Annotated in this window: 23 protein-coding genes, 1 tRNA gene and 1 pseudogene; 15 read left to right on the top strand and 10 right to left on the bottom strand. The window is 33.9% G+C overall.

Annotated features, from left to right (window positions below; translation table 11 throughout):
* Window positions 1–62: 62 nt before the first annotated feature.
* Window positions 63–680, top strand: coding sequence for a 30S ribosomal protein S4 (gene rpsD, locus ABD917_RS05500; RefSeq protein WP_273720428.1), 618 nt, complete (start codon window positions 63–65; stop codon window positions 678–680).
* A 277-nt stretch (window positions 681–957) separates the two neighbouring features.
* Window positions 958–1836: a tRNA 2-thiocytidine(32) synthetase TtcA gene (ttcA, locus tag ABD917_RS05495; RefSeq protein ID WP_345119106.1), complete on the top strand. Its 879-nt coding sequence runs from the start codon at window positions 958–960 to the stop codon at window positions 1834–1836.
* A gap of 37 nt (window positions 1837–1873) precedes the next feature.
* On the opposite strand, the pseudogene rimO reads toward ttcA, so the two are convergent.
* Together rimO and lexA are read right to left on the bottom strand one after the other, a co-directional pair.
* Window positions 1874–3138: pseudogene (gene rimO / locus ABD917_RS05490) on the bottom strand (30S ribosomal protein S12 methylthiotransferase RimO).
* A 227-nt stretch (window positions 3139–3365) separates the two neighbouring features.
* Window positions 3366–4079, bottom strand: a complete 714-nt coding sequence (gene lexA / locus ABD917_RS05485; RefSeq protein ID WP_345119105.1) for a transcriptional repressor LexA — start codon at window positions 4077–4079, stop codon at window positions 3366–3368.
* A gap of 747 nt (window positions 4080–4826) precedes the next feature.
* On the opposite strand from lexA, the gene ABD917_RS05480 reads away from it, so the two are divergent.
* The 9 genes from ABD917_RS05480 to ABD917_RS05440 all read left to right on the top strand — a co-directional run bounded on the left by ABD917_RS05480 (window position 4827) and on the right by ABD917_RS05440 (window position 13750).
* Window positions 4827–4902: transfer RNA gene (locus ABD917_RS05480), tRNA-Lys, on the top strand.
* 1050 nt (window positions 4903–5952) lie between these two features.
* Window positions 5953–6840 carry a septal ring lytic transglycosylase RlpA family protein gene (locus tag ABD917_RS05475; protein WP_345119104.1) on the top strand — a complete coding sequence of 296 codons (888 nt, stop codon included), beginning with the start codon at window positions 5953–5955 and terminating at the stop codon, window positions 6838–6840.
* Between the two features lie 310 nt (window positions 6841–7150).
* The gene (locus ABD917_RS05470) at window positions 7151–8314 is read left to right on the top strand and encodes a D-alanyl-D-alanine carboxypeptidase family protein (RefSeq protein WP_345119142.1); all 1164 of its coding nucleotides are present in this window, start codon (window positions 7151–7153) and stop codon (window positions 8312–8314) included.
* A 30-nt stretch (window positions 8315–8344) separates the two neighbouring features.
* Window positions 8345–9013: a dTMP kinase gene (gene tmk, locus ABD917_RS05465; protein ID WP_345119103.1), complete on the top strand. Its 669-nt coding sequence runs from the start codon at window positions 8345–8347 to the stop codon at window positions 9011–9013.
* Entirely contained in the window at window positions 9010–10065 is a 1056-nt protein-coding gene (locus ABD917_RS05460) for a DNA polymerase III subunit delta' (protein ID WP_345119102.1), read from the top strand. Before tmk ends, ABD917_RS05460 begins: the two co-directional genes overlap by 4 nt.
* A gap of 62 nt (window positions 10066–10127) precedes the next feature.
* Window positions 10128–11687: a methionine--tRNA ligase gene (gene metG / locus ABD917_RS05455; RefSeq protein WP_345119101.1), complete on the top strand. Its 1560-nt coding sequence runs from the start codon at window positions 10128–10130 to the stop codon at window positions 11685–11687.
* On the top strand, window positions 11677–12450 hold the full coding sequence (locus ABD917_RS05450) for a TatD family hydrolase (protein ID WP_345119100.1): 774 nt from the start codon (window positions 11677–11679) through the stop codon (window positions 12448–12450). The genes metG and ABD917_RS05450 overlap by 11 nt, the downstream gene beginning before the upstream one ends.
* A 10-nt stretch (window positions 12451–12460) precedes the next feature.
* Window positions 12461–13276 (top strand): MBL fold metallo-hydrolase, encoded by an 816-nt coding sequence (locus ABD917_RS05445; protein WP_345119099.1) that lies wholly within the window; start codon window positions 12461–12463, stop codon window positions 13274–13276.
* 114 nt (window positions 13277–13390) lie between these two features.
* Window positions 13391–13750: a hypothetical protein gene (locus tag ABD917_RS05440; protein ID WP_345119098.1), complete on the top strand. Its 360-nt coding sequence runs from the start codon at window positions 13391–13393 to the stop codon at window positions 13748–13750.
* 463 nt (window positions 13751–14213) lie between these two features.
* Here ABD917_RS05440 and ABD917_RS05435 read toward each other — a convergent pair whose 3' ends face one another.
* From ABD917_RS05435 to pcsA, 3 genes are read right to left on the bottom strand one after another with little or no spacing between them, the layout of a single operon-like run.
* The gene (locus ABD917_RS05435) at window positions 14214–14621 is read right to left on the bottom strand and encodes a DUF6163 family protein (protein WP_345119097.1); all 408 of its coding nucleotides are present in this window, start codon (window positions 14619–14621) and stop codon (window positions 14214–14216) included.
* The gene (locus ABD917_RS05430; RefSeq protein ID WP_345119096.1) at window positions 14618–15664 is read right to left on the bottom strand and encodes an enoyl-CoA hydratase/isomerase family protein; all 1047 of its coding nucleotides are present in this window, start codon (window positions 15662–15664) and stop codon (window positions 14618–14620) included. The genes ABD917_RS05435 and ABD917_RS05430 overlap by 4 nt, the downstream gene beginning before the upstream one ends.
* A gap of 26 nt (window positions 15665–15690) precedes the next feature.
* Entirely contained in the window at window positions 15691–16503 is an 813-nt protein-coding gene (gene pcsA, locus ABD917_RS05425) for a phosphatidylcholine synthase (protein WP_345119095.1), read from the bottom strand.
* A 178-nt stretch (window positions 16504–16681) separates the two neighbouring features.
* On the opposite strand from pcsA, the gene ABD917_RS05420 reads away from it, so the two are divergent.
* The 4 genes from ABD917_RS05420 to sodC all read left to right on the top strand — a co-directional run bounded on the left by ABD917_RS05420 (window position 16682) and on the right by sodC (window position 20027).
* The gene (locus ABD917_RS05420; RefSeq protein WP_345119094.1) at window positions 16682–17908 is read left to right on the top strand and encodes a UbiH/UbiF family hydroxylase; all 1227 of its coding nucleotides are present in this window, start codon (window positions 16682–16684) and stop codon (window positions 17906–17908) included.
* Window positions 17909–18444: 536 nt separating this feature from the next.
* On the top strand, window positions 18445–18795 hold the full coding sequence (locus ABD917_RS05415; RefSeq protein WP_345119093.1) for a hypothetical protein: 351 nt from the start codon (window positions 18445–18447) through the stop codon (window positions 18793–18795).
* Entirely contained in the window at window positions 18767–19093 is a 327-nt protein-coding gene (locus ABD917_RS05410) for a hypothetical protein (RefSeq protein WP_345119141.1), read from the top strand. The genes ABD917_RS05415 and ABD917_RS05410 overlap by 29 nt, the downstream gene beginning before the upstream one ends.
* Before the next feature lie 409 nt (window positions 19094–19502).
* Window positions 19503–20027, top strand: coding sequence for a superoxide dismutase [Cu-Zn] SodC (sodC, locus tag ABD917_RS05405; protein WP_345119091.1), 525 nt, complete (start codon window positions 19503–19505; stop codon window positions 20025–20027).
* Between the two features lie 266 nt (window positions 20028–20293).
* Here sodC and ABD917_RS05400 read toward each other — a convergent pair whose 3' ends face one another.
* The 5 genes from ABD917_RS05400 to sufC form a co-directional block, all read right to left on the bottom strand.
* Window positions 20294–20638, bottom strand: a complete 345-nt coding sequence (locus ABD917_RS05400) for a hypothetical protein (RefSeq protein ID WP_345119090.1) — start codon at window positions 20636–20638, stop codon at window positions 20294–20296.
* 1436 nt (window positions 20639–22074) lie between these two features.
* The gene (locus ABD917_RS05395; protein WP_345119089.1) at window positions 22075–22476 is read right to left on the bottom strand and encodes an SUF system Fe-S cluster assembly protein; all 402 of its coding nucleotides are present in this window, start codon (window positions 22474–22476) and stop codon (window positions 22075–22077) included.
* On the bottom strand, window positions 22469–23713 hold the full coding sequence (locus tag ABD917_RS05390) for a cysteine desulfurase (RefSeq protein WP_345119088.1): 1245 nt from the start codon (window positions 23711–23713) through the stop codon (window positions 22469–22471). Before ABD917_RS05390 ends, ABD917_RS05395 begins: the two co-directional genes overlap by 8 nt.
* Before the next feature lie 9 nt (window positions 23714–23722).
* On the bottom strand, window positions 23723–24991 hold the full coding sequence (sufD, locus tag ABD917_RS05385; protein ID WP_345119087.1) for a Fe-S cluster assembly protein SufD: 1269 nt from the start codon (window positions 24989–24991) through the stop codon (window positions 23723–23725).
* 12 nt (window positions 24992–25003) lie between these two features.
* A complete protein-coding gene (gene sufC / locus ABD917_RS05380) occupies window positions 25004–25759 on the bottom strand; it encodes a Fe-S cluster assembly ATPase SufC (RefSeq protein ID WP_345119086.1) in 756 nt (251 codons plus the stop codon).
* Between the last annotated feature and the right edge of the window lie 8 nt (window positions 25760–25767).

The following is a 25767-nucleotide window of genomic DNA, read 5'->3' as shown; positions in this document are numbered from 1 at the left end:
GAGGGCGCGTTTCCTTGAGATCTTATGTGAGATCTTGTTTTCTATATTTAAAAGGAAATGCGATGAGTAAACGCGAAACAACCAAGTATAAAATTGATCGCCGGATGGGAGAAAACATTTGGGGTCGTCCGAAATCTCCTGTGAATCGTCGTGATTATGGTCCAGGTCAGCATGGACAGCGCCGTAAAGGAAAGCTTTCTGATTATGGTGTTCAATTGCGTGCTAAGCAGAAATTAAAAGGGTTTTACGGTGATATCTCAGAAAAGCAATTTCGCAAAACTTATGCAGAGGCTGCTCGTCGACGTGGTGATACCGGTGAAAATCTTATAGGACTGTTGGAATCGCGCCTAGATGCTGTTGTCTATCGTGCAAAGTTTGTACCAACTATTTTCGCTTCTCGTCAATTTATTAATCATGGCCATGTTAATGTTAATGGACGGCGTACGAATATTCAATCATATCGTTGTAAACCAGGTGATGTTATTGAGGTTCGTGAGAAATCAAAGCAACTTGTTCTGGTATTGGAATCCGTGCAGTTAGCAGAACGTGATGTGCCTGAGTACATTGAAGCAGATCATAAGCAAATGAAAGCAACATTTACACGTGTTCCTGCTTTTGCTGATGTTCCTTATGCTGTACAAATGGAACCAAATTTGGTTGTTGAGTTTTATTCTCGTTAAATTCTTTATAAGAGCATATTGCTCCCTTGTTTTTTATTATATGCTCAAAATGTTTGTATCGCTTTGTAGTTTTTAAAATAACGGGCGATTTTTATGAGTGGTGTTATATTAAGTTTATTGTTATATTCTATAACGATAGACTTCTATAGCACCGTTTCTTTTTTTATGCATCTTATCTTATAGATCCAACGAAGTATCTGTTAATACTATGTGAGATCTGTTGTTGTCTCTGTCATTCTTATAGAACAAGCTCTTTATTGTGCAGGATTATGGTATTATGGATAATATTTCAATCGAATATCAAGTAATGCAAGAGAATGTAGAGAAAACTGATCCATTGATCAGAGAAGCTGGTGATTGTCATCCAATATTTCGGGCGGCTCCTTCAACTGTAGAATTTAATAAACTGCGTAAACGGCTTCTACGTCATATGCGGCAAGCCTTGGATGATTTTTCCATGCTTTCTTCAGGGGAAAAATGGCTTATTGCTTTATCAGGTGGGAAGGATTCTTATGGTTTACTCGCGCTTCTTTTGGACTTAAAATGGCGCGGTCTTTTACCTATTGAAATTCTAGCCTGTAACCTTGATCAGGGACAACCAGGCTTTCCAAAACATATTCTTCCAGATTTTTTAGATTCTCATCAAATTCCATATCGCATTGAATATCAGGATACTTATTCCATTGTTACAGATAAATTGGCAGAGACACAAACATATTGTTCACTTTGTTCGCGGTTACGACGTGGTAACCTATACCGTATCGCACGTGAAGAGGGGTGTTCTGCTTTAGTTCTTGGACATCATCGTGATGATGTTTTAGAAACGTTCTTTATGAATTTATTTCATGGAGGTCGATTAGCAGCTATGCCTGGAAAGCTTCTAAACGATGAAGGAGATCTTTTTGTTTTGCGTCCTCTTGTTTACGCAGCTGAAGAAGATATGGAAAAATTTTCACAAGCAATGCAATTTCCTATTATTCCCTGCAATCTTTGTGGTAGCCAAGATGGTTTACAACGCAGTGCCATGAAAGAAATGTTAAAAGATATCGAAAGAAGAATGCCAGGACGTAAAGACACTATGATTCGCGCCTTAACAAATGTTCGTCCAAGTCATTTGCTTGATAAAAACATTTTTGATTTCAAAAGCTTATTATAAAGCTGCATTGTTTGGCACAATAACTTTCATCTCACCTTTAAACTGCAATACCATGGAGATCATAAGCATCCGACTTTTCGATTTTTACAGTAACAAATTCACCAACACGTAATGGTCATCGTGATGATATATGTACAACGCCATCTATTCCTAGAGCATCATATTGACTGTGACCTTTAGCAACTTTTCCTTGACTTTCGTCAATGAGAACTTGAAGTCTTTTTCCAATTTTTTTCTTTAAAAGATGGGTAGAAATTTATTGTTGTTTTGCCATAAAGCAATGCCAGCGGCTTTCTTTTACTTCTTCATATTTAAAACATCCAGCGCGTTCAATTTTTGCTTCTTCTAGCCATTCGAGAGTATATTAAAGTTTTCATTTGTTTCTCCTAGAAAGCTAATAATAAATGTTGATCGTAAGGTGAGATCTGGACAAATTTTTCTCCACTTTTCAATTCTACGATTTGTTTTTTCCATAACAGCAGGTCGTTTCATATTGTGTAAAACAGTTGGTGAGGCATGTTGAAAAGGAATATCTAAATAAGGAAGAATTTTTTTTGCAGTCATAAGCTCAATAACTTCATCTACATGAGGATAAGGATAGACATAATGCATGCGTATCCAAATCCCCATATCTCCCAGTTCACGACAAAGATCAAAAAATTTGGTTTTTACTCTGTGCGGTCTTTCCAAGGATTTTCAAGATATTTAATATCAATGCCATAAGCACTCGTATCTTGTGAGATAACCAAGAGCTCTTTTACACTGGCCTGTACAAGTTTCTCAGCTTCGCGAAGAACTTCACTGATAGGGCGTGAAGTAAGATTACCGCGCAGAGTAGGGATAATACAAAAACTACATTGATTAGAACATCCTTCAGAAATTTTTAAGTAAGCATAATGACGAGGTGTTAAGCGAATACCTTGTGGGGGAACTAAATCAACTAAAGGGATCATGAGCTGGAGGAATCGCTGTATGAACAGCTTGTATAACCCTTTCATAAGCTTGTGGTCCTGTAATGGCTAATACATGAGGATGTGCTTGACGAATAACATCAGGATCAGCACCAAGACACCTCGTTACAATAACTTTTCCATTTTCTTTGAGAGCTTCATTAATATTGGCTAATGTTTCATTTCGAGCAGAAACAAGAAACCTACAAGTATTTACGATAACGACATCAGCACCTTGATGCTTGCGTGAAATTTCATACCCCTCAGACCAAAGTCTGATAATAATTTGCTCAGAATCTACTAGTGCTTTTGGACATCCGAGGGAGACAAAACTAATACGAGGTGCTGTTATTGATCAATCCTACGATTTTATAATAATTACATTTTATTTTCTGTCTTTATTTTATATAAAGAATAAAAATGTTCTTGATCTTTGATAGATATGCAGTATAAGTTATTATGAAATAATTTGTTTTATTTATCAAATATTTTATAATTATATATGTCTTGTTACTGAGTATTTCGCAATACCAAAATTCTTTACTAAATATATCAACATACTCAGTATTTTTTTATTTTTTAATATTTGCGAATAAGTCCGATAAGTTTACCTTGTATCTCTACACGCTCAGATCTATATATACGCGTTTCGTAATGAGGATTTGCTGCTTCTAATGCAATAAAGGCCCCTGTGCGCCGATAACGTTTTAAAGTTGCTTCTTGTTTATCAATGAATGCGACAACAATGTCGCCTGATGCTGCTGTATTCTGGCATTTAATAATTATAGTATCTTTATCAAGAATAGCTGCTTCAATCATAGAATCATCTCTGACTTCTAAAGCATAGTGCTCACCCGAATTAATCATATCTTGTGGTAAAGAAAGCATACCTACTTGTTGCAATAAAGCAGAGACAGATATACTAGCAGAGATGCGCCCCATAATGGGAATAGTGACATTCTTTTTTTCTTCTGCCTCAGGATTATCAAAATGAGAAAAATTTTCTGATATTTTTCTTTTATTTTTTTCTATCGTACTAGGAGAAATTTTACGCGCTAAAGAAAGATTAAATGTTATTTTATCGGGGAGTCGTATCACCTCAACTGCGCGGGCACGATTTGGCAAACGACGTATAAAACCTCGTTGTTCTAAAGCTATCATAAGCTTATGAACTCCAGACTTTGAGGAAAGCTCTAAGGCAATTTTCATTTCATCAAAAGAGGGAGGAATACCTGTTTCCTTCATATGATTATGAATAAACAACAGTAATTCATATTGTTTACATGTTAGCATTCAATGTTCCGATCACAAGAAACTCAAATGAGAAAAATAAATATAAAATATATATTTTGTAATTATTATACATTTTTTTGAGCTAAAATTTAAATACTATATTAAAATTTATTTTTAAATAATTAAATTTAATATGTTTTGTGTATATACTATTAAATAGTTTCTATTTATATAATAAAAAACTATTTTTAAATGTACTATTAGCGACTTTAATTAAAAAAACTTAGTTCTCTTTTTTAAAAATATTATAATATTTATTATAAAAAATTTAAATAAACAGTGTTCTGTTTATTTAACAGAGATGAAAGATTCTTGTAAAATGTTTCATTGCAATTATCTTTTAAAAGAAGATAATATAATGCCTCTCTTGCGGTAAATATATTCTTTATTTTGCTCTATTCACTCAATTACACAGCAAATCATAATGTTGACTTTTTGCTATGTTTTTTGATTCTTTATGAACTTTAGTTTATTGTTTTTCTGTATTTTCCGTTCTTTTTATCATTTTGAAATCTGCATTTTTTTTGTGCCCTAGAAATCATGATGCATTTTATCTTGATAAATCTCTTTTTTATTCAAATTTAAAACAGGGAAAAAATTGTATCCACAGTAATGAGACAAGGAGAAAAGACAGAAAAATATTGATAACTAAACAGAATAATAATATTTTTTTTCAAAAGGTGTTGACCAAATGAAAAGTCAAACGTATGTTCCACTTACTTTCTGCAAGAAAAGTGGCTTGTAGAAGAGCGCGTAGCTCAGCTGGTAGAGCAACTGACTTTTAATCAGTAGGTCCAGGGTTCGAATCCCTGCGCGCTCACCAATTTTTTTTGAAATTGGTGTTTAGATAAAAGTTTTGCTTTATTTTTTATCTTGTTGTTTAAGTATAGAAAGGTGTTGTATTGTTTTCTTCCAGATACAGTACATTAATTTATAAAGATAATTCATGTTTTACATGCTGAATGAAAAAACCAACACCGTTTTCTTATTTCAAAGTTGTTTGTGTTTAACAATCAAAATCATTCGCTTACATGTCAAAAGCAAGATAAACATGTGGATAAAAACTATGAAGAAAGACTAAAATGCTTTAAGCTGTAATTGATAGCTTTTGTGTTGACTTGTGTATATTGCCGCAGCTTTTTATTTTTTCAAAGCGTGTACTCATTTTTAACACACAATTCATAAAATAGATTCCCAAAATTTTTTCACGTCTACTTTTTTGCAAATGAATGATCCATAACCTATAGGAGCAATTTAAGAGTCTCTACTAGTTTTTGTAAAATCGAAAGAAAAACATCTGTTTGATATTTGTTTTTTTGTCTTGAAATAGATAATGTTGTCTTTGATATCTTTCTAAGCAATACGTACGGCAGTATCACGATGCCAGTCTATGTAAACAAATATCAACCTCTACGCACTCATGAGTACCATGTGACCAATGCTGATAGTATTTTTCAACGTCTTCTTCTGTCTACGGTACAATTTCTTTTGCGCCAATAGTTTTGAGTACTTTTAAGAAGAACTTTTATTTAAAAGAGCATTACCAACAGCACAATTAAAACACTCCTTTCAAGCAGTATTAAGAATCAGCCTACCTTTTTAAAGTTCATGTGATAATAGCATATTTTTTATGAACATATTGATTTCTCATTTTTTTATCAACTAGCCATCATCCGTAATGATTGCACTGCTTTTTTGTAAGATCATAAAAGTATTAATAATATATTAATTTCTTGATAAATGATAATTTTTTAGGATATGATGAGCTCCGCGAGGGGAATCATCTGAAAATGTGAATTTCCTCATCGCATAGAGAGAGTGCGGTGTGATTTTTTGCAGTAAATACTCAATTATAAAATAGGCGAGCTGAAAAATGCTTTTAAATAGCAAAGAAAAGTTTACTTTCGTTCTTAATTCAACATTTCAATTTCTTTCTGTAGTTGTTGTATCCCAGTTGTTAGTATCTTGCTGCTCAAGCCAGACAGCACATTTTGTAATAAAAAGTTTTTATAATAATAAAGCAACTGAGGTAAAAACTGCTGTTCTTCCTGATCCTAAGAAGGATTCCACTGGGAAAAAACAATCAAAAGAAAAGAAAAAGAATGGGCGGGCTGTTGTCGGTAAGCCTTACCAAATAAAAGGGAAGTGGTATTATCCGCAAAATGATCCAACTTATAAACGTGTTGGAGAAGCGTCATGGTATGGTTCAGATTTTCATGGGCGTTTAACCGCAAATGGTGAAATCTATGATATGAATCTCTTGACTGCTGCTCATCCCACCATGCCTTTGCCCAGTTATGCTCGTGTTACGAATCTTAAAAATGGGGCTTCTATCATCGTTAGAGTAAATGATCGTGGTCCTTTTATGAAAGATAGAATCATTGATTTGTCAAAGCAAGCTGCGGAAATACTTGGTTACGCAAATGCAGGAGTGGCGAACGTTAAAGTGGAATATGTTTCTGAAGCACCTATTGGTCATTATGATGGCGCTTATTTAATGGCTTCTTACACAGCAGGGAATAATGTATCTTCCTCACCCCTACTAGCGGCTCTCTCGAAAGAAAAAGAAAATATCGTACTAGAGAGACTTGATGCCAATCTTCAAAAACGATTGGATCAAGCTATGAATAAACAAAAACATTCCAATAAAACTTTTTCAGTAAAATTACCGGAAAATGGCCCAGTGTTGATTAGTAAACCGACGCTCTTTGAGCAAGTGGCTTTTATCAATAAACCAAGCAAGAAAATAACAGTTAATTAATTACGGCTTTTCATATTGTAGGTGGTTATAACTTATTCATTATAATCACCTTTTCCTTATAAATGAAAAAGAAGGCTTTTTTCTATCATTATGAAAAAAAGAAAAAATTTCATGTGTAAAATTTAGAATAAATTCTATTTGATAAATGAATAAGAAAAAGTATCGCATATTAATTTATTTTGATTACGCTAAAGAAAATAGAAACTTGCGCTTATTCTTATGATAAAATTATCCGTTTGCAAAAAAAACAAATCTTTTCTTGTATAAGAATATTTTTTATGCTGTTTCTTTAGATATGGGAGAAGCGGCTATGCGTATAGCATTAAGGGTTTTGTTCACCTTATTGGGGGTATTGACATTTGATGGGTGGGGGAGAACACAGAATTTTCCAAATTCTGCATTACAATTGCTGTTACTAGATAATGATACAGATACAATACTGTTTGAAAAAGAAAGTGATATTGCTTTTTTTCCAGCTTCATTAACAAAATTGATGACAGCTGAAGTTATCTTTCATCAATTAAAAGAAGGTTTATTAAGCAGTACAGAAAAATTCAAGGTTAGTGAGAACGCTTGGCGCAAGGGTGGGGCTCCTTCCGGTACAACCACTATGTTTGCAAAAGTAAAGACAGAAATCAGTGTTTCTGATCTTTTACGTGGTCTCATTATTGTTAATGGAAATGATGCTGCGATTATTCTTGCTGAAGGCATAGCGGGAAGCGAGGCCAATTTCGCAAAAATGATGAATCAGAGAGCTAAAGCGCTTGGACTATCGCATAGCCATTTTGTGAATGCAACTGGGCTTCCTGAAGAGGGACAATTTGTGACATTGCGTGATATGATTACACTAGCGCGTCATATTGTTCGTGAGCATCCCGATTATTATACACTTTACCGCGAACCTCACTTCACATGGAATAATATTTTTCAACGTAACAAAAATCCTCTTATTTCTAAAGAAATTGGTGTCGAGGGATTCGGTTTCGGTTATAGTAAAGATGAAGGCCTTTCAATGGTTGTTTCTGTTTATAACAATCATAGGCGTCTTTTTTTAGCAATAAATGGTTTGCAAGAGGATAAAGGGCATACAAAAGAAGTGGAACAAATTCTTCAATGGGGAATGACAGCTTTCGATCTTAAAACAATCTTTACCAAAGGAGAAGCGGTTGGTCGTGCCTCTGTTTATGGTGGAGTGAAAAATTCTGTCTCTCTTATTGTTAAAGAGCCGATCAGCTTTATGCTTTCAAATGAAAAAAAAATAAATGTTAAAGCAAGAATTAAATATCATGGTCCATTAAAAGCTCCTATCATTTTAGGACAACCGGTTGGTATCTTACAAATTGTAGACGATCAAAAAATTCTTCTCGAAAAACCTGTTTTTGCAGGAAATAATATTCAAGAAGGAAGCTTTTTTGCAAAAGTAAGAAATGCATTCTATGAAATAACAATTGGATGGTTACGCAAATATTTATAATATATGCTTATTAAGGATTAAGGTTCACAGGTGTCAGGCTATTTTATAACATTTGAAGGGGGGGATGGAGTAGGAAAAACAGTACAAATTAATTGCCTTTATAAACATCTTAAGGACAAAGGCTATGAAGTTATTATGACGCGAGAACCAGGAGGAACGCTCGGTGCGGAGATAATACGTCACATTTTACTATCGGGGCAAGCACAACAATATGGACCTTTAATTGAAGCTGCTTTATTTACAGCCGCACGAATCGACCATGTTACTGAGGTCATTGCTCCTGCTTTGCAAAAGGGAAAAATCGTTTTATGTGATCGTTTTGTTGATTCTACACGTGTTTATCAAGGGCTCAACAATAAAGTAAATTCTTCTACACTTTCTGTTTTAGAATTGATTGCACTCAATGGAATCATGCCTCATTTGACATTTTTGTTAGATATACCAGCAGAATATGCTATGGAGCGTGCAAATACTCGAAGGTTCTTGGAAAATGAAAATTATAGAGAGGAAAAAGCAGAGACTATTGATTATTTTGAAAAAGATAATTTAGAGATTCAAGAACAAAGGCGCCAAGCTTTTCTTCGATTGGCAGAACAGGAACCTCATAGGTTTCGTGTAATTGATGCGTCAGATACAATGCACGTTGTTGCAAACCAAATAAAAAATATTTGTGACCAAGCAATGGTGGAGCATTTATGAGTTACGTAAATTCTTTGCACCAATATGATGATATTGATACAGTTTTATCATTTTCTCAGAATAATATGATCTGTGGTCATGAAGCTGCTCGTCATTTTTTAGCACAGATGCGTAAGGAGGGGCGTTTACATCATGCCTTATTATTTGAAGGAGAATATGGAATTGGAAAAGCCACATTGGCGATTCATCTTGCTTGGAATATTTTAAGCTCTCAGAAGGGTACTTTTTTACAACCAGAGCATAATTCCATTACATGGCACAAAATGACGCAAGGGTGTCATCCTGGTTTTTTGTACATTTCACGTCGCTTTGATATTAAAACACAAAAGTTTAAAACAGGGATACTTATTGATGATATCCGTGATATTATGCATTTTTTAAATCAAACATCGCAAGATAATGGATGGCGTATTATTATTATTGATTCCGCAGAAGATATGAATAGAAGTGCAGCTAATGCAATTCTTAAAACGCTTGAAGAACCTCCTGCAAAAACTTTATTCATTATCATCACACACTCTTCAAGAAGATTACTCCCAACAATTCGCTCACGATGCCAACAGTTTTCTTTGCGACCATTGCATGATGATGAAATGAAAAAAGTCATTACACATATTTTTTCAAATCAGGATTTACCAGATGAAAAAACTCTTGAAATGATTATTCAGAGATCCAAAGGAAGTCCTCGAAAAGCTGCTTTACTTATTTGCCATAGTGGTTTTGAAATTGTTAAAACCCTTGATACACTCTTAGAACAATCTTTTTGTGATCCAACTGTTGTGCACACTCTTGCACAAACACTCTCCTCTCTTTCTTCCATGATTCAATTTCAACAATTCTGTGATGAAATTCTTGATAAAATTCAAAAAAAAGCTATCATGCTTGCTGAAAGGGGGAAGTTAACTCTCTCAAAAAAATGTGCGCAGATGTGGCGGGAGATTTATCAAGAAATAGGGGAAATACAATCATTTAATCTTGATAAGAAGCAATTCATTATTAACTTGCTTTTTAAAGTTCATAAGATCATGCATGAGGATAAGCTTTTTCCGTGACAATGTGATTAACAAGCGTTATGTCAATGTATCCTTTTATAGCGTTTTACAACGAGTATGACATGCGTAACACATATTATATAACAACTCCGATTTTTTATCCGAATGGTACTCCACATATTGGGCATGCCTATAGTGCAATTGCAAGCGATGTTTTGGCCCGTTTTCAACGGTTAGAGGGGGAAAATGTATTTTTTCTCTCTGGTACGGATGAGCACGGTTTAAAGATGCAACAAACAGCAGCAACATTGAACATGACACCTCAGAAACTTGCAGATCGTAATAGTGCTATGTTTCAAAAAATGCTTACAGTCTTAAATTGTTCTCATGATGATTTTATTCGTACAACAGAAGAACGCCATTATAAAGCTTGTCAAGAAATTTGGAAAAAGATGGAGGCAAATGGCGATATTTATCTTGGCCGTTATAGTGGTTGGTATTCCGTTCGTCAGGAAGCATATTATGAAGAGAAAGATACTGAAATTGGAGAAGATAACATCCGTCGTGAAAAGGAATTAGGCTCTCCTGTTGAATGGAACGAAGAGGAAAGTTATTTTTTTAGACTTTCCCGCTATGAAAATCCTCTTCTTGAACATTGTGAAAAGCACCCTGATTTTATTGCTCCACTTGAACGGCGTAACGAAGTTATAAGTTTTATCAAATCGGGTTTAAAAGATATTTCTATTTCACGGACAAGCTTTAATTGGGGCGTTACTGTTCCAAATAATCAAAAGCATGTGATGTATGTTTGGGTCGATGCACTTACTAATTATCTCTCAGCAATTGGTTTTTTTGATGAAAATACAACAAAACGTCATTTTTGGCCTGCAAATACGCATATCATTGGAAAGGATATTCTTCGTTTTCATGCTGTCTATTGGCCAGCATTTTTAATGTCTGCTGGAATTGAATTGCCTAAGCGTATTTTTGCTCATGGTTTTTTACTCAATCGTGGTGCAAAAATGTCAAAGTCTATTGGAAATGTCATTGATCCCTTTGCAATAGTCGATCACTATGGTCTTGATCAGTTTCGTTATTTTCTGCTTCGTGAGGTGCCATTTGGACAAGATGGCAGTTATAGCCATGAGAGTTTCATAAATCGCATTAATGCAGATCTTGCTAATGATCTTGGTAATTTAGCACAGCGTTCTTTATCTATGATTGCCAAAAATTGTCATGCAAAAGTTCCTACACCAGCTGCTTTTTTAAGCCAAGATAAACAGCTTTTGGAACAATCTCTTCAAGCACTTCATCTTGTACGCCAAGCCATGTCTTCTCATGAGATTCATTTAGCACTTTCAGCTATTTTTTCAGTCGTATCAGATGCTAATCGCTATTTTGCTAATGAACAACCTTGGAGTTTGCGGAAAAATAATCCAGAAAGATTTTCTACAGTTCTTTACATAACTGCAGAAACCTTGCGGCGAATAGGAATTATGCTTTTGCCTTTCATACCACAATCAGCGACCAAACTTCTCGATAGCCTTGCTGTTCCTGAAGATAATCGATTATTCTATCATATAAGCCATGAAAAAATTCAAGAAGATCTTGATCTTCCACCACCAAAACCAATCTTTCCCCGTTATATTTTGAAGAAAGATGAGAACCATCATGTTGATTGATACACATTGCCATCTTGATTTTGAAGATTTTTCACAAGATTTAGATGGTGTTATCCAACGGGCTTTAGATGCTGATATTAAACGTATGATAACAATTTCAACACATGTTCGTAAATTGGATAAGCTTTTAACAATTGCGCAAAACTATGATCAAGTATTTTGTTCTGTTGGGACACATCCCAATAGTGCCCATGAAGAACAAAATATTACAGCTAAAGAGCTTATTCAACTTTCAAAGCACCCTAAAATCGTTGCATTTGGGGAGGCGGGGCTCGATTATCATTATGATTATTCTTCACCAGAGGAACAAAAGAAAGTTTTTCAAGAACATATCATCGCTTCTCGAGAAACACAGTTGCCTCTAGTTATACATTCACGCAATGCCGATTTAGATATGGAGAAAATATTACGTGAACAAATAAAAGAAGGCGCTTTTCCATTTGTACTTCATTGTTATTCCTCTGGAATGCGACTGGCTCGTACTGGCATTGAGCTTGGTGGTTATATTTCTTTTTCAGGTATTCTCACTTTTAAAAATGCGCTTGAAATCCGTGAAATAGCGAAAACTATACCTCATGACTATTTATTGGTTGAAACAGATGCACCATTTTTAGCTCCTGTTCCTTATAGAGGAAAAACAAATGAACCCTCTTTTGTACGCTATACAGCTGCTATTCTAGCTGAAACGATTGGTTTAAGTCTTGAAAAAATAGCTCAGGTTACAACGCGTAATGCTTTTCGTTTATTTAGCAGAATGAAATAAGGCAAAAGGTATGTTTGATCGATACCGATTCACAATATTAGGCTGTGGTCCCTCTCTGGGAGTACCACGTCCCAATGGTGATTGGGGAGCTTGTGATCCCAATGCCCCTAAAAATGAACGCTATAGAAGTGCTTTGTTAGTTGAGCGCATTAAACCATCAGGAAAAAAAACAACAGTCGTTATTGACACTGGTCCAGATTTTAGATCACAAATGATCAATGCCCGCGTAAACCATCTTGATGCGGCACTTTATACACATTCTCACGCAGATCATATTCATGGGATTGATGATTTGCGCAGTTATGCACTTGCACAAAAATGTTTAATAGATATTTATGCAGATAGTTTCACACTAAACCATTTGAAAAATGCTTTTGGATATTGTTTCCAAACGCCAAAAGGTTCATCTTATTCACCTATTTTAAAAGAACATCTCATCAATGAAGATAGCCGATTTAAAATTCACGGGCAGGGTGGAGCGATAACTGTCAATACGCATTTACAATGTCACGGTAATATTCATTCTTTAGGTTTTCGTATTGGTAATGTTGCTTACTGTACAGATGTTAGCAAATTTCCTGAAAAAACATTACCAAAACTCATGAATTTAGAAGTTCTCATTATTGAGGCTCTTCAATTTGAAGTGCATCCAAGCCATCTTTCTGTTGATCAAGCATTACAATGGATAAAATATTTACAGCCAAAACAAGCAATCCTCACACATATGGATAGATCGCTTGATTACAATAAGGTGGTAAACTCTGTACCACCACATGTTAAGCCTGCATATCAGGGACTTACTTTTGAAACAAATGCAGATGCATAAGTCTAGAAAGCAAAATATTTCCTGTTAATTAAAACCTTCTTTAACAGTCTCATCTTTCCTTTACTTTCTTTTAGTCTTATTTGTGTTTTTTCTATGTTAAAAGTGAGGTTTCTTATGTATAGATGGTCTACGCGGGCAATATGTATTATGATTTCAGCGATTTCCTTATCAGCATGTGGGGGACGTCTAGAAAAAAATATTTCAACAACAACAATACATGATGGAGCAATGAGTTGTGCTGATATTCAACGAGAATTTTATGCTAATAAACGTCAGATTAATGATACAATTATAGAGCGCTCTAAAGCAAGAAGTAAAAATCTAGCTTTAGCAGCAACGGGTGTTATATTTTTACCTGCTTTATTTTTTATGGATGTAAAATCAAGTGAAAGCAATGAAATTTCAGCTTTAAATAATCGAAATGCTGTTTTGAGTGATCTTTCATATATGAAACGTTGTAAATTAGCACTGTAATTTTCTTATTTTATTATACATATTGTTTTTTTGGCTTTAAGTTATTTTCTTTTTTACTTAAAGCCAATTTTTTAACTATATAAATTTAATAGATAAATTCAATTTGCCTTATTATTGACATAATTTTGTTTAAAATGAGTAGTATGCGTCATAAATATGATTTATGTGTTTAATATAAAGTCTGTTTTGTTTTTATTTGGCCATGACTTTTATATCATGATCATATTATCGCATAATATATATTATGGAACTTAAAAGAGGGAGATATATCTATGGCAATGGCATTATGGGGTGCGATATCAACAATACTATGGTTGATTTCAGTGCCTGCAAAAAGTAATTGGGACTATTGGTGGGTACCATTTATGTAAAAGACAAGTTAATGGCTTTCACTTGTTTTGCTCAAGTGAAAGTCATATTATAATAAACTATTCAAATCAAACAAAAGAATTTTAGCGCTTTATTAGTCTTTTTGAGTTGAAAATTTATTCATCTGCCTCATAATTTGTAATATCATAAAAATGAGACATAATATTCCATGAAACAGCAGAACGAAAGATTGATCAATAGAATCAGAATAATACATTGTTAATATTTCGATAAATGCCGCAATACACCATAAAACAATTCCCCATAGCGAATACATCCAAAGCCCAATTAAGGCGATAGGATAAACAATGGCTAATGTGGTAGATGCAAACTGCCAGTGCCATGGCATAAGATCAAAACGCCATAAAGTATTTGGAAAGACACCAACAAGGCATATCCAATAAAAAATACTTAAACTGAAGCAAATGAGTGCTAAAAATCGCAAATAGCATTTGTAAATTAAATGGATTTTTGAAATCTGTTTTTTAGGGTGATTTTTCAAAATAATAATTCTTTTTCAACAGGTTGGAAGTAAGCTTCTATCATTTCATCTGTTACATTTGAAAGTTTGTCTGGTTGCCATTTCGGTGTTTTGTCCTTATCAATGAGTATTGCACGTACTCCTTCATAGAAATCATGTGAATTAATCATATGATGTGCAATACGGTTTTCAATTCTCATACAATTTTCCAAATTATGAGGTGGATTTTGTTTCATTTGTTTCCAAATAACTTTTAAACTTGTTGGAGAACGTGCCTGTAAAATATCGTAACATTCTTTAGCAAATAGAATACCTTCATTGCTTTTTTTTTGAAGCAATTCAAGACATTCCTCCAATGTATGGGCTCCAAAACACCTGCTGATAACACAGCGTATTTCATGACTTGTTTCATAGTCTTTTGTAATTGATCGCTCATCTAAAACGAATCTAGGATCCCCTTCTTCAATAATCGCTTTTCTAATATATTCTAATTCAATTTCAGGGACAGCATGTGTTGCTAATTTTAAATTTAAGCAATCTCCCCATTTTATACTTGCACCGGTCAATGCAAGATAAATGCCAAAGTGATCAGGAAGAGATGGCAAAAAAAAGCTTGCACCGACATCTGGAAAAAATCCAATAGCACCTTCCGGCATAGCGAAAAGTGTATTCTCTGTAACAATCCTATGAGAACCGTATAGAGAAATGCCTACCCCTCCTCCCATCCAAATACCATTCAAAAAAGAAATATAAGGCTTTGGGAAACGTTTAATATAAGCATTTAAGCGATATTCATCGCTAAAATATTGATAAGAAGAAGCTCTTTTTCCCATATGGTAAATTTCTACAACATCCCCACCAGCACAAAAAGCACGCCCCTCTCCTTCCACTAAAATGCAAGAAACATCATCATCAATTTCCCATGTGCTAAGCGCTTTTTTAAAAGCACAAACCATTCGCTCATTAAGAGCATTTAATGCTGAAGGACGTGTAAGTTTTATAATACCAGCATGCCCCTCTTTTGTAAAAGAAATGTCATCACCTGCTCCAAAATCAATTTGCATCTTATCCCCGTTTTAAAATATCTATCTCATTGTTTTATTATACTTTTTTCTCCCAATCGAGGAAATAATTGCATAATAGCACCGATACAATATATATAAATCCCAGTAATTGAAATTCCTATTTTCACCCAAGATGGAGCATCTAATTGGTAAAAAAATGCGACAACAGCAAAGAAACACCATAAAAGAAAAATAGGAAAATTAAGCTTACGCAAACGGATGACTCTCACTGGATGGATAAAATAAATTGGTAAAAAAGATATGATTGCTGATAAGGCAATAATGATAAAAGTGATCCACTCTCCAGGTCTTAAGACAAAAAGCATAAAAACCATCATATTCCAAACGACAGGAAATCCTTTAAAAAAATTTTCTTTGGTTTTCATTCCAGTATCTGCGTAATAAATAGCTGATGAAATGACAATAATAGCACTCAATACAAATGATAATCCTGAACCGATCAAACCACTTTGATAAAGCGCAAAAGCTGGAATTAAAACATAAGTAACGTAATCAATAATATTGTCTAAAAGCTCTCCAGACCATGTTGGAAGTACGTATTTAACATCAAGTTTGCGGGCAATTGGACCATCTATACCATCAACGAGGAGCGCAAGTCCAAGCCAACAAAACATAGCAGTCCATTCTTTTTGAGATGCAGATATAAGGGAAAGAAATGCCAAAAATGATCCTGATGCTGTTAGTAAATGGACAGAAAAGGCTTTTGCTTGTGGCATCGTTACTTTTTTGTGTCGCAAGAGAGCAGCATTCTTTTTGATTTTTTTTGTTAGCTTACGTTTTAACGTTTTCTTATTCTTGTCTCTCACGTTTTCATCCATCTACCAACACGCCATTTTATTCATTGTATAATTTATCGTAAAAAAATCATAAAAAAGTTACTTTTTTATATCGCATTACTTATTACATAATATAATAGAAGGACTTCATACAATAAAAAGAGATTGTTGATTTAGAAATGTTAAAATATTTAATAAATGAAAAAAGGCTCAAGTCGTTGTGACATTTGAAAAAAACGAGTATAAAAATATTTCTGTCGTCGGTGCTGGCCCTGTCGGTATGTTAACAGCGCTCCTTCTTGCACATAAAGGCTATTCTGTTTTCCTTATTGGTCCGCATACTTGTGCAGATGAAGTGCGGACAACTGCTCTTATGATGCCAGCAATACGTACGCTTCAAAAACTGAATATCTGGAATGTTCTTAAAGAACATGCTGCGGCTTTATCTTTCATTAGAATCATAGACATCACCTCTCGGATTGTGCACGCTCCTACTGTCAATTTTTCTTCTGCTGAAATTGGTGAAGAAGCTTTTGGTTATAATATCCCTAATGTAGAGTTAAATAATGCCTTAATTGCTGCTGTTAAGCATATGCCCAATATTATAAGGTTTGTTTCTTTAGCAAAATCTTTTCAACAGAAAAACAGTCATGTACGTATTACTCTTGCAGATGATAAGATTATTCAAACATCATTTGTTATTGCTGCTGATGGACGCCACTCTCTAGCACGGGCAGCTGCGGCTATTGGTATCAGGAAGTGGGACTATCCACAAAAAGCACTTGTTCTCAATTTTTCTCATGACCTTTCTCATCAAAATACATCAAATGAATTTCATACAGCACATGGTCCATTTACACAGATTCCACTGCTAGGAAAAAAATCCAGTCTTGTATGGGTTGTTAGCCCTTCTCGTGCTGAAGAATTATTAAATATGGAAGCCAAAAAAATTGCAAAAATAATTGAAGATCAAATGCAATCAATGCTTGGACCATTAACATTAGAAACACCAATTCAAACATGGCCTCTTTCAGGACTTATTTCTCATCGTTTTGCTGCCAACAGAACGGTTTTAGTAGGTGAAGCAGCTCATGTCTTTCCTCCTATTGGAGCACAAGGATTGAATTTAGGGTTTCGTGATGTTGAAACTTTAATTGATCTTTTTCCCAGTCAAGTATCTGATTTTCACTCTAAAATGATTGTTACCCATTATGATAGATGCCGCCGCCCCGATATATTGATTCGAAGTGGATCTGTTCATATGCTCAACTCTTCTTTACTTTCGAATAGGTTACCTATTCATATTATGCGGGGCATTGGGTTTGGATTATTACGCAATTGCTCACCGTTACGTAATTTATTTATGCGAGAAGGAATGTATCCTGGATACGGTTTGAGAGAAATTATGCAAATATTCCCAACCAAACCATCTAAACAACTCCATTGATAGGGTAAAAATCAATGTGCTTATTGACATCAAATAATGAGACACATCGGGAAAAACTGTTAATTGGATATTTTAACTTGCTTATCAAACAAATAATAAAAAGAATTACTCCATATATTTTATACATTGATACGAATGAGGCTAAAATATCTCATAAATGTTTTTCTAAAAATATACGTTTTTGCAAGTTAAGTATATTTTATTTAATCGTATGAAGAATAAACATCTTAAATCTCTTTTGAGAAATAGTGTATGCAAAAAATGTAGGTAGCTTATACAAATATCAAAAGTTATATTTACTTATGAAAAACAATAGGCAAAATATAACAACGCATAAGTATGATATAAGGGCTTCCATAGAAATAAAATATTTCAATAAATTGCCTCTCCTCTCATAAAAAATAAAAAAGAAAAATGATTTTTGTTAATTAAAGTAAATTTTTAAAAGTCTTCTTTTCATTGAAAATAAAATAGTTATTGGAACCTGTTGGCAATACAAAGGTTAATGAAGTATTGTTTCAACAGATGGTAATAAGATGAGATTGAGTAAAATTTTAAAATCAGGCATTTTTTTTATAATGATTATATGCCTCTCATCTATAGTTACTGCTTCAATAAGTAAGGTTTTTTATGTCCCCTATTGTAAAGCTTCTGCATATAGCTTCACAAAAGATATTACTAAATCAGGACAAAATTCATTTACTACTTCGCAAATTAAAAATTGCCTCATACAAAATGGTTTCACAAATATTAAACGATTGCGTCTAGATGATACAGGTATTTGGCGTGCTTTAGTAGAATTTAAAAAGGGCCTTTTTCTCATATCAGTTGATTATTCTGGAACAGTCAGCATTCAAAATAAAAGAAAAAAATATGTTTCATTTTAAAACTTATAGTAATATTGGTTCTTATCGTCGTGAGAGAAATTTTTTAAAGAAGATTTGGAGTTTTCTCAAAGAGCCTACTCTTATAGGAAGTTTAAATGGTAGTTTATCAGGAGCAGTCGCGGTAATCCTTGCAACTTATGGTTATATTGCTCTGCCAGGATTTGGTCCAATTATTACAATGGGGATAGCTATAGCACTTTCCATCGGAATGACAATCGGTGCATTAATAGGATCAATAATAGGTATTTTTGTCGGTGTATTTTATGCTTTTATGGGATATTTACACAGAGCACAATAGTTTTTCTCTTACGACTTTCACAAGCGTATTTTTACGAAATCTGTACCATATTATGAATATGTAACTAGTGAAATTATTTAAAAAATTCCCTACTTGATTTCTTACAATATCTTTAACAGTTTGTTTTTTTAGAAACACCTCTTGAAGAAATGCAGGTGGAATATAGTTATCAATCTATAAAAGCTGCATTATTTTGATAAATTAGGAGTAATCATTTGAAAGTTACTTAGAGACGCATAAAAAACATTTTGTGATTAGAAAAATTTTTCATTATTTATGCTTTAAAAGTATAATATTGTTATTTAAAAACATTTATATACAAGAGATATATTATATTTATCAAGTATAGCTGTGCTTTTATATTTAATATAATAATTATTAATATGTAAAAAAGTATAAAAGGTGCTGTATGAATAAAAAACTCCTTCTCTTATCCTCCCTAGTGCTTTTTGCTTATCATTCTGCTGCATTAGCGAAATCTATACAAGTAAAGATTTATGAGCTAGAAAAGAATGACGTAAAAAAAACTATTGGTATAATTGAAATTGAAGAAAATAGCCATGGTTTAATTTTCACACCAAATTTGTCTAACCTATCAGAAGGTTTGCACGGTTTTCATCTCCATAAAAACCCTTCATGTGATATGAAAGATGGTGTGATTGGTGGTGCTGCAGGTGGACACTATGACCCTAGACATACTGATAAACATCTTGGCCCTTATAATATTAATGGCCACTTAGGAGATTTACCAGCACTTTATGTTGATGATAAAGGGCAATCAACAATGAGCGTTCTTGCCCCACGAATTAAAAAGCTCTCAGAAATTAAAGGGCATTCATTAATAATTCATTTGGGAGGAGATAACCAATCAGATCATCCATTACCGCTTGGTGGAGGTGGTCCACGTTTAGCATGTGGTATTATTGAAAAATAAGCCTCTTACAAACTATTTAAAGTTTGTTTCTATTTTTGATATATGAGTAATCTTAAAAGGTTTCAATTAATCTGCCGATGCAAATAAAATATTTTTGCTCGTGAAGCTACAAGCTGTTCTTTTTAGAGGCTGTTTTTGTTGCTCTAAAAAACAATATACATAGCAAATAAAAAGGCTCCTTTTAAGGAGCTTAACAAATGCATTTTCAAAATATAACGAGAAACTTTATAGCTCATAATGAATGGTTAAGAGTCATGAGAAATAAATTAAAAAATTTGAGAATGATAAAAACCTAGAATTATATTCTTATGAGAAATGATCCAATCGGACTGGCGTATCTCACCAGTTTGATAAAATTGACGAATAAGTTTAATATAATTAAATAAGTATTTGTTTTCCCTTAGCAATCTATTAGCGATATCAAAATTAATTTCATTACGCTCTTGTGCAGGAAACATAATTTGGCTTTCGGAAAAATTTTCTCTATCAAGTCTTATAAATCCAATTCCATGCAAACTTGAAAGCATCCGAAGTTCTTTTAACATATCGACACCTGATATCTCACTAGCGACTAAATAACTAAAATTAGCCCATGAAGAATTGCTAACCATTTGAAAAAATACTTGTCGTACATTTGAGCGATTGATGAGAATTTTTACTTCAAAAGACCAAAGTTTTGTTTTTTTATCAAAATATTGGAGAACACAATCTTTATTTCACGATGCCATTCTTTACTTAAATCTTGTATTCCCACAAGATCTGGATAAAGCCATTTATTCCCACCAGAACCATGAGTATTATGAGAATGTTTTTTGTTAATCCGTTTGCCATAAACTTCAAGCTCTGACCATAAAAATTTAGATAATAATGGATAAAGATCATGTTCTTTAACGCTATCATCTGTCTTAGAACCTGTAATGCTCTCTATTTCATCAATTTCAGTACTATCTGTTGATCGTGTGAAACAATATTGCCACGGACATCCTTCCGTGGTTTTAATTTCGGGATGACGCTTTTGTTTTTTTACGACAATCTTCTGGGTAATTTTCGAATATCCATTGAGCGATTTCGCGAGCGGTAAACCTTTTTTTCGGGTTTTGTTTTAAAAAATTAAAAGTAGTATTTGTTAAATCCAGAGTCATACGTGAAATTATCTATTTTATCTTCTAATATATTTATTCCATTGCGTTTCAATTTTACAAGAGAAAGAGTCATAAATAGTTCGGCTTTTTTAAGCTGTTATTTTTATCTCTTAAGTTCTCAAATGAAATACAGAAAAAGTGTTCGAATTTTATGTATAAATCTAGATAGAGAAAAAACTGTAATTTCACAAAAATTAGAATAGATTGCGAGTTTCTCATTCAAAAATAGAAAGCTCGTATAATTGCCTTCTTATAAAGTGAATTTTTTTATTATACTCAGTCAAAATTAATCATTTTTTGATTTTAAACTTTTATAGTGCTTAAAAATAATAGCATAAGAAGTAAAAATAGACTCAAATATTAGATTAACCTATCATTTGTAAATTGAAAAAATTTTGCGTTTTATTTCTTGAAAAGGAAAGTTATCTACCATGGTTTTCCACCATGCTTGACAGCATAATGCGTTGTATGACAAAATCATTGAAATGCTGCTTATTTAATGATGGAGTAATTCTAGACTACCCCACATAAGGCTTGGCCATATGAAACGTTCTAAACTATCTTTATAATGTTAAATGCATTTATGATAAGGTGAAGTGATATAAATACATTTTACCTTCCCTATATATTCTTGTTAAGACACTTTGTGGGCAGGTAATTTATCACCAAAAATGAGTTTATTATCAAAAATATTACTCACAGAAATTTAATACAAAGCATGATAAGATTTTTCAAGATCTTGCAATAAAATACGAGAGTCTCGTTTTGGGTGCCTTTCTTTTCCCATCCAAGTAAGTGCTCACTTTTGTTTATTATAACCTATTTGATGTCCTTAAATTTAAATGCGTGCAAAAAATCACTAAGCGCATTTATAAATACGTTGAGTTAAATTCTCCTAACAGTATTTAGTACCATCCGACAGCAATTTGTGCTTCTTCTGACATACAATCAGGTGTCCATGGTGGATCAAATGTCATTGTCACTTCAACATGCGAAACACCTTCAACGGCACTTACTGCATTTTCTACCCAACCTGGCATTTCACCGGCAACAGGGCACCCTGGTGCTGTGAGGGTCATTTCAATTTTTACTAAACGATCATCTTCAATATCAATACGATAAATTAATCCCAGCTCATAAATATCAGCAGGGATTTCCGGATCATAAACTGTTTTTAGAGCAGCAATAATATCATCCGTCATACGCTCAATTTCATCTGCCGAAATTGCTGATATGTAAGACTTGTCATTTTTTCTTACATCTTCAACAGCTTCTGTAGAATGATGCTCTTCAATTGTTTTAGCCATTAAAAAATGTCCTTGCTTTTTCTAATGCTTCCACTAATTGGTCAATGTCTTCGTGATTACTATACATGGCCAATGATGCACGGCAAACAGATGTTAAACCAAAATGATGTAATAAAGGTTGTGCACAATGCGTTCCTGCACGGATAGCAACACCTTGCCTGTCAACAAACATAGCGATATCATGGGCATGGATTCCTTGCATTTCAAAAGCTATAATAGCACCTTTATGAGGAGAATGTCCGTAAATACGCAGCGATTTAACTGTTTCAAGCCTTTCATGTGCATAGGATAAAAGTTCTGCTTCATGAGTATGAATAGCATTTCTGTCTTTTTTCTGCATGTAATCAATAGCAGCAGCTAATCCAACAGCTTCAGCTATGGGAGGAGTACCGGCTTCAAAGCGATGAGGAGGAGCATTATAAAGCACCTTATCAATGGTTACATCCTCAATCATTTCCCCTCCCCCTTGAAAAGGACGCATTTCCTCTAACCTTAATTCTTTGCCGTAAAGCACACCGATACCTGTAGGACCATAAAGTTTATGACCCGTAAAGACATACCAATCACAATCAAGATTTTGCACATCAACGGTTAAATGTACAGCTCCTTGAGAACCATCAATAAGAACAGGAATGGCATTTTGATGTGATAGCTTAATAACTTCCTTAACAGAAGGAACAGCCCCCAATACATTAGACATATGCGTAATAGCAACAAGTTTTGTTCTATCATTTAAAGCTTTTTGAAAATCTTCAATATGAAGAACACCATTCTCATCAACGGGCACAAAGACGAGCTTAATACCTTTCTGTTCACGAATAAAATGCCACGGAATAATATTGGAGTGATGTTCCATAATGGTAAGAACAATTTCATCACCTTCATTTAATTGAGACATCCCCCAACCATAAGCAACAGTATTAATAGCTTCCGTCGCGCTTTTCGTAAAAACAATTTCCTTTGCTGTTTTTGCATTTAAAAAAGCGCGAACTTTTTCACGAGCATCTTCATAACATTGTGTTGCTGCATTCGATAAAAAATGCATTCCTCGATGCACATTTGCATAACGACATCGATAAAAATTATCCATCGCATCAAGCACAGATTGTGGTTTTTGAGAAGAGGCTCCACTGTCAAGATAAGCTAACCGTTTACCATAAATACTACATTGTAAAATAGGAAAATCACGGCGAATTTCTTCTACATTATAACTCAATGTTGGTACATCACTTTCCATTATTTTGCCTTAAACATTTTTTTCTAACCATTCGCCAATAATATTCTGCAAAACAGTTTGAATATTATCTTGTTTGATGTCCTCAATGAGCTCGAAGATAAACCCTTTTATCAGAAGCGCACGAGCTGTTTTAAAAGGAATACCGCGCGCCATAAGATAAAAAAGATAATCATGATTAATATTGGCAACTGTTGCACCGTGACCACATGCAACATCATCAGCAAAAATCTCAAGTTCAGGCTTTGCATTAAATTCTGCATCATCTGACAAAATCAGGCTGTTACAGGCCATACGTGCATCGGTTTTTTGAGCTTTTTGAGCAACACGTATTATGCCTTGAAAAACGCCAACCGCTTTGTCCGTAACTACATTACGTATAATTTCTGTTGAAGTTGATTTTTCTTCAACGTGGCGAACAGTCATTGTAAGATCACTATGCGTCGCTCCTGATAATAAATTTATGACGCGTAATTGAAAGTCAGAATCTTCCCCTTGTAACTCAACATCAATTTCCTGACGATTAAGTTGACTGCCTATATTAATTACATAAAGTGATAATTTTGCTCCTTGATCAAGAATAGCACGAAATCGGCCAAATTGTGTAGAATTAAAACCACGATCGCGAATAAGAATCCATGTTACATCACTAAAAGCAGCAACATGTAACGAAAATATTGAACTGACAAAACTCTCTTTATCATTGCCAATCTGACGTTCAACAAACACAGCTTGACTGTTTTTATTAATTTTTATGTCTGAAAAAATATGAGATTGTCCTCCCATTTGAATATTTTGTAATTCAATAGGAACAGTTAATTTTGTATTTTCAGGAATGTAAAAAAGCCAACCATCTGTAACGAAAGCTGTATTTAATTGTCCAATAAAGTCTTCATCAGAAATGATTTGATCTATTTTTACATCATTATTTTCTTCTAAGGTATCTGCGAGCCGTTTGATTATAAGATTTGCTACATTTGACTGTGTAGATGTTTTTCCATTTTCAATAGAAAAAACAGCGCTTTCTGAAAGCAATGCGTTAATGCATTGTTCATTAGCATTTGTTGGTGCAAAATCACTAACAGACTTCAATAATGTACGCAGATTAGTATAATGCCAACTTTCAATTTTACGTGAAGGAAGACGTGTGGTTTTAAACAGTTCAATAGCTCTTTCGCGAACTGCACGCACAATTTCATCACCAGGTAAATTGCTTATACATTGATTGAAATGATTGAGTATATCTTTCTCAACCGCTAACAACTCTTGCTGTGCGCTCATACTACAATAACCTCAAGCTGCTTCATTAATAAGATCAGCATATCCATTTTGTTCTAAATAAAGCGCTAATGATTTATCTCCGCTTTTAATAATACGTCCTTTATAAAGAACATGTACCGTATCAGGAATAATATAATTCAGTAGACGTTGGTAATGGGTAATGACTAAAAATGAACGCTTTGAATCCCGAAGTTTATTAACACCATCTGCAACAATTTTTAGCGCATCAATATCTAAACCAGAATCTGTTTCATCTAAAATGCAAAGCTTAGGTTCAAGAAGTGCCATTTGTAAAATTTCAGCACGTTTTTTCTCTCCCCCTGAAAAACCTACATTTAATGGGCGTTTTAGCATGTTCATATCTATATCAAGTTTTGAAGAAGCTTCTTTAACATATTTTATAAATTCAGGAATTTTAAGTTCTTCATCACCACGTGCTTTACGTTGAGAATTTATCGCAACTTTTAAAAATTCCATCGTTGCCACTCCAGGTATTTCCATGGGATATTGAAAGGCAAGAAAAACACCATAAGTTGCACGCTCTGCTGGATCCATTTCTAAAAGTGATTGTCCATTATAAAGAATATCCCCTTCTATCACTTCGTAATCATCACGGCCAGCAAGTAAATAAGACAAAGTTGATTTTCCAGCTCCATTTTGTCCCATGATAGCAGCAACTTCACCATCTTGAACGGTCAAGTTCAAACCACGAATAACTTCTGTATCGGTTCCAACAATACGAGCACGCAAATTTTTTATCTCTAGCATAATGAAAT

Origin of the sequence: Bartonella pachyuromydis, from assembly GCF_039543065.1 — a bacterium.
Lineage (GTDB): Bacteria > Pseudomonadota > Alphaproteobacteria > Rhizobiales > Rhizobiaceae > Bartonella > Bartonella pachyuromydis.
The sequence above is the reverse complement of the archived record's forward strand: the minus strand, read 5'-3'. Positions and strand labels throughout refer to the sequence as shown.

What these genes read in the sequence shown, in the direction of transcription:
- sufD (WP_345119087.1), bottom strand. Translation starts at nt 24,991, where the DNA reads ATGAGCGCACAGCAAGAGTTGTTAGCGGTTGAGAAAGATATACTCAAT.
- ABD917_RS05430 (WP_345119096.1), bottom strand. Translation starts at nt 15,664, where the DNA reads ATGCAAATTGATTTTGGAGCAGGTGATGACATTTCTTTTACAAAAGAG.
- ABD917_RS05470 (WP_345119142.1), top strand. Translation starts at nt 7,151, where the DNA reads ATGCGTATAGCATTAAGGGTTTTGTTCACCTTATTGGGGGTATTGACA.
- pcsA (WP_345119095.1), bottom strand. Translation starts at nt 16,503, where the DNA reads ATGGATGAAAACGTGAGAGACAAGAATAAGAAAACGTTAAAACGTAAG.
- ABD917_RS05395 (WP_345119089.1), bottom strand. Translation starts at nt 22,476, where the DNA reads ATGGCTAAAACAATTGAAGAGCATCATTCTACAGAAGCTGTTGAAGAT.
- lexA (WP_345119105.1), bottom strand. Translation starts at nt 4,079, where the DNA reads ATGCTAACATGTAAACAATATGAATTACTGTTGTTTATTCATAATCAT.
- ABD917_RS05390 (WP_345119088.1), bottom strand. Translation starts at nt 23,713, where the DNA reads ATGGAAAGTGATGTACCAACATTGAGTTATAATGTAGAAGAAATTCGC.
- ABD917_RS05475 (WP_345119104.1), top strand. Translation starts at nt 5,953, where the DNA reads ATGCTTTTAAATAGCAAAGAAAAGTTTACTTTCGTTCTTAATTCAACA.
- ABD917_RS05440 (WP_345119098.1), top strand. Translation starts at nt 13,391, where the DNA reads ATGTATAGATGGTCTACGCGGGCAATATGTATTATGATTTCAGCGATT.
- ABD917_RS05400 (WP_345119090.1), bottom strand. Translation starts at nt 20,638, where the DNA reads ATGGTTAGCAATTCTTCATGGGCTAATTTTAGTTATTTAGTCGCTAGT.
- rpsD (WP_273720428.1), top strand. Translation starts at nt 63, where the DNA reads ATGAGTAAACGCGAAACAACCAAGTATAAAATTGATCGCCGGATGGGA.
- ABD917_RS05450 (WP_345119100.1), top strand. Translation starts at nt 11,677, where the DNA reads ATGTTGATTGATACACATTGCCATCTTGATTTTGAAGATTTTTCACAA.
- ABD917_RS05415 (WP_345119093.1), top strand. Translation starts at nt 18,445, where the DNA reads ATGAGATTGAGTAAAATTTTAAAATCAGGCATTTTTTTTATAATGATT.
- ABD917_RS05460 (WP_345119102.1), top strand. Translation starts at nt 9,010, where the DNA reads ATGAGTTACGTAAATTCTTTGCACCAATATGATGATATTGATACAGTT.
- sodC (WP_345119091.1), top strand. Translation starts at nt 19,503, where the DNA reads ATGAATAAAAAACTCCTTCTCTTATCCTCCCTAGTGCTTTTTGCTTAT.
- ttcA (WP_345119106.1), top strand. Translation starts at nt 958, where the DNA reads ATGGATAATATTTCAATCGAATATCAAGTAATGCAAGAGAATGTAGAG.
- metG (WP_345119101.1), top strand. Translation starts at nt 10,128, where the DNA reads ATGCGTAACACATATTATATAACAACTCCGATTTTTTATCCGAATGGT.
- sufC (WP_345119086.1), bottom strand. Translation starts at nt 25,759, where the DNA reads ATGCTAGAGATAAAAAATTTGCGTGCTCGTATTGTTGGAACCGATACA.
- ABD917_RS05445 (WP_345119099.1), top strand. Translation starts at nt 12,461, where the DNA reads ATGTTTGATCGATACCGATTCACAATATTAGGCTGTGGTCCCTCTCTG.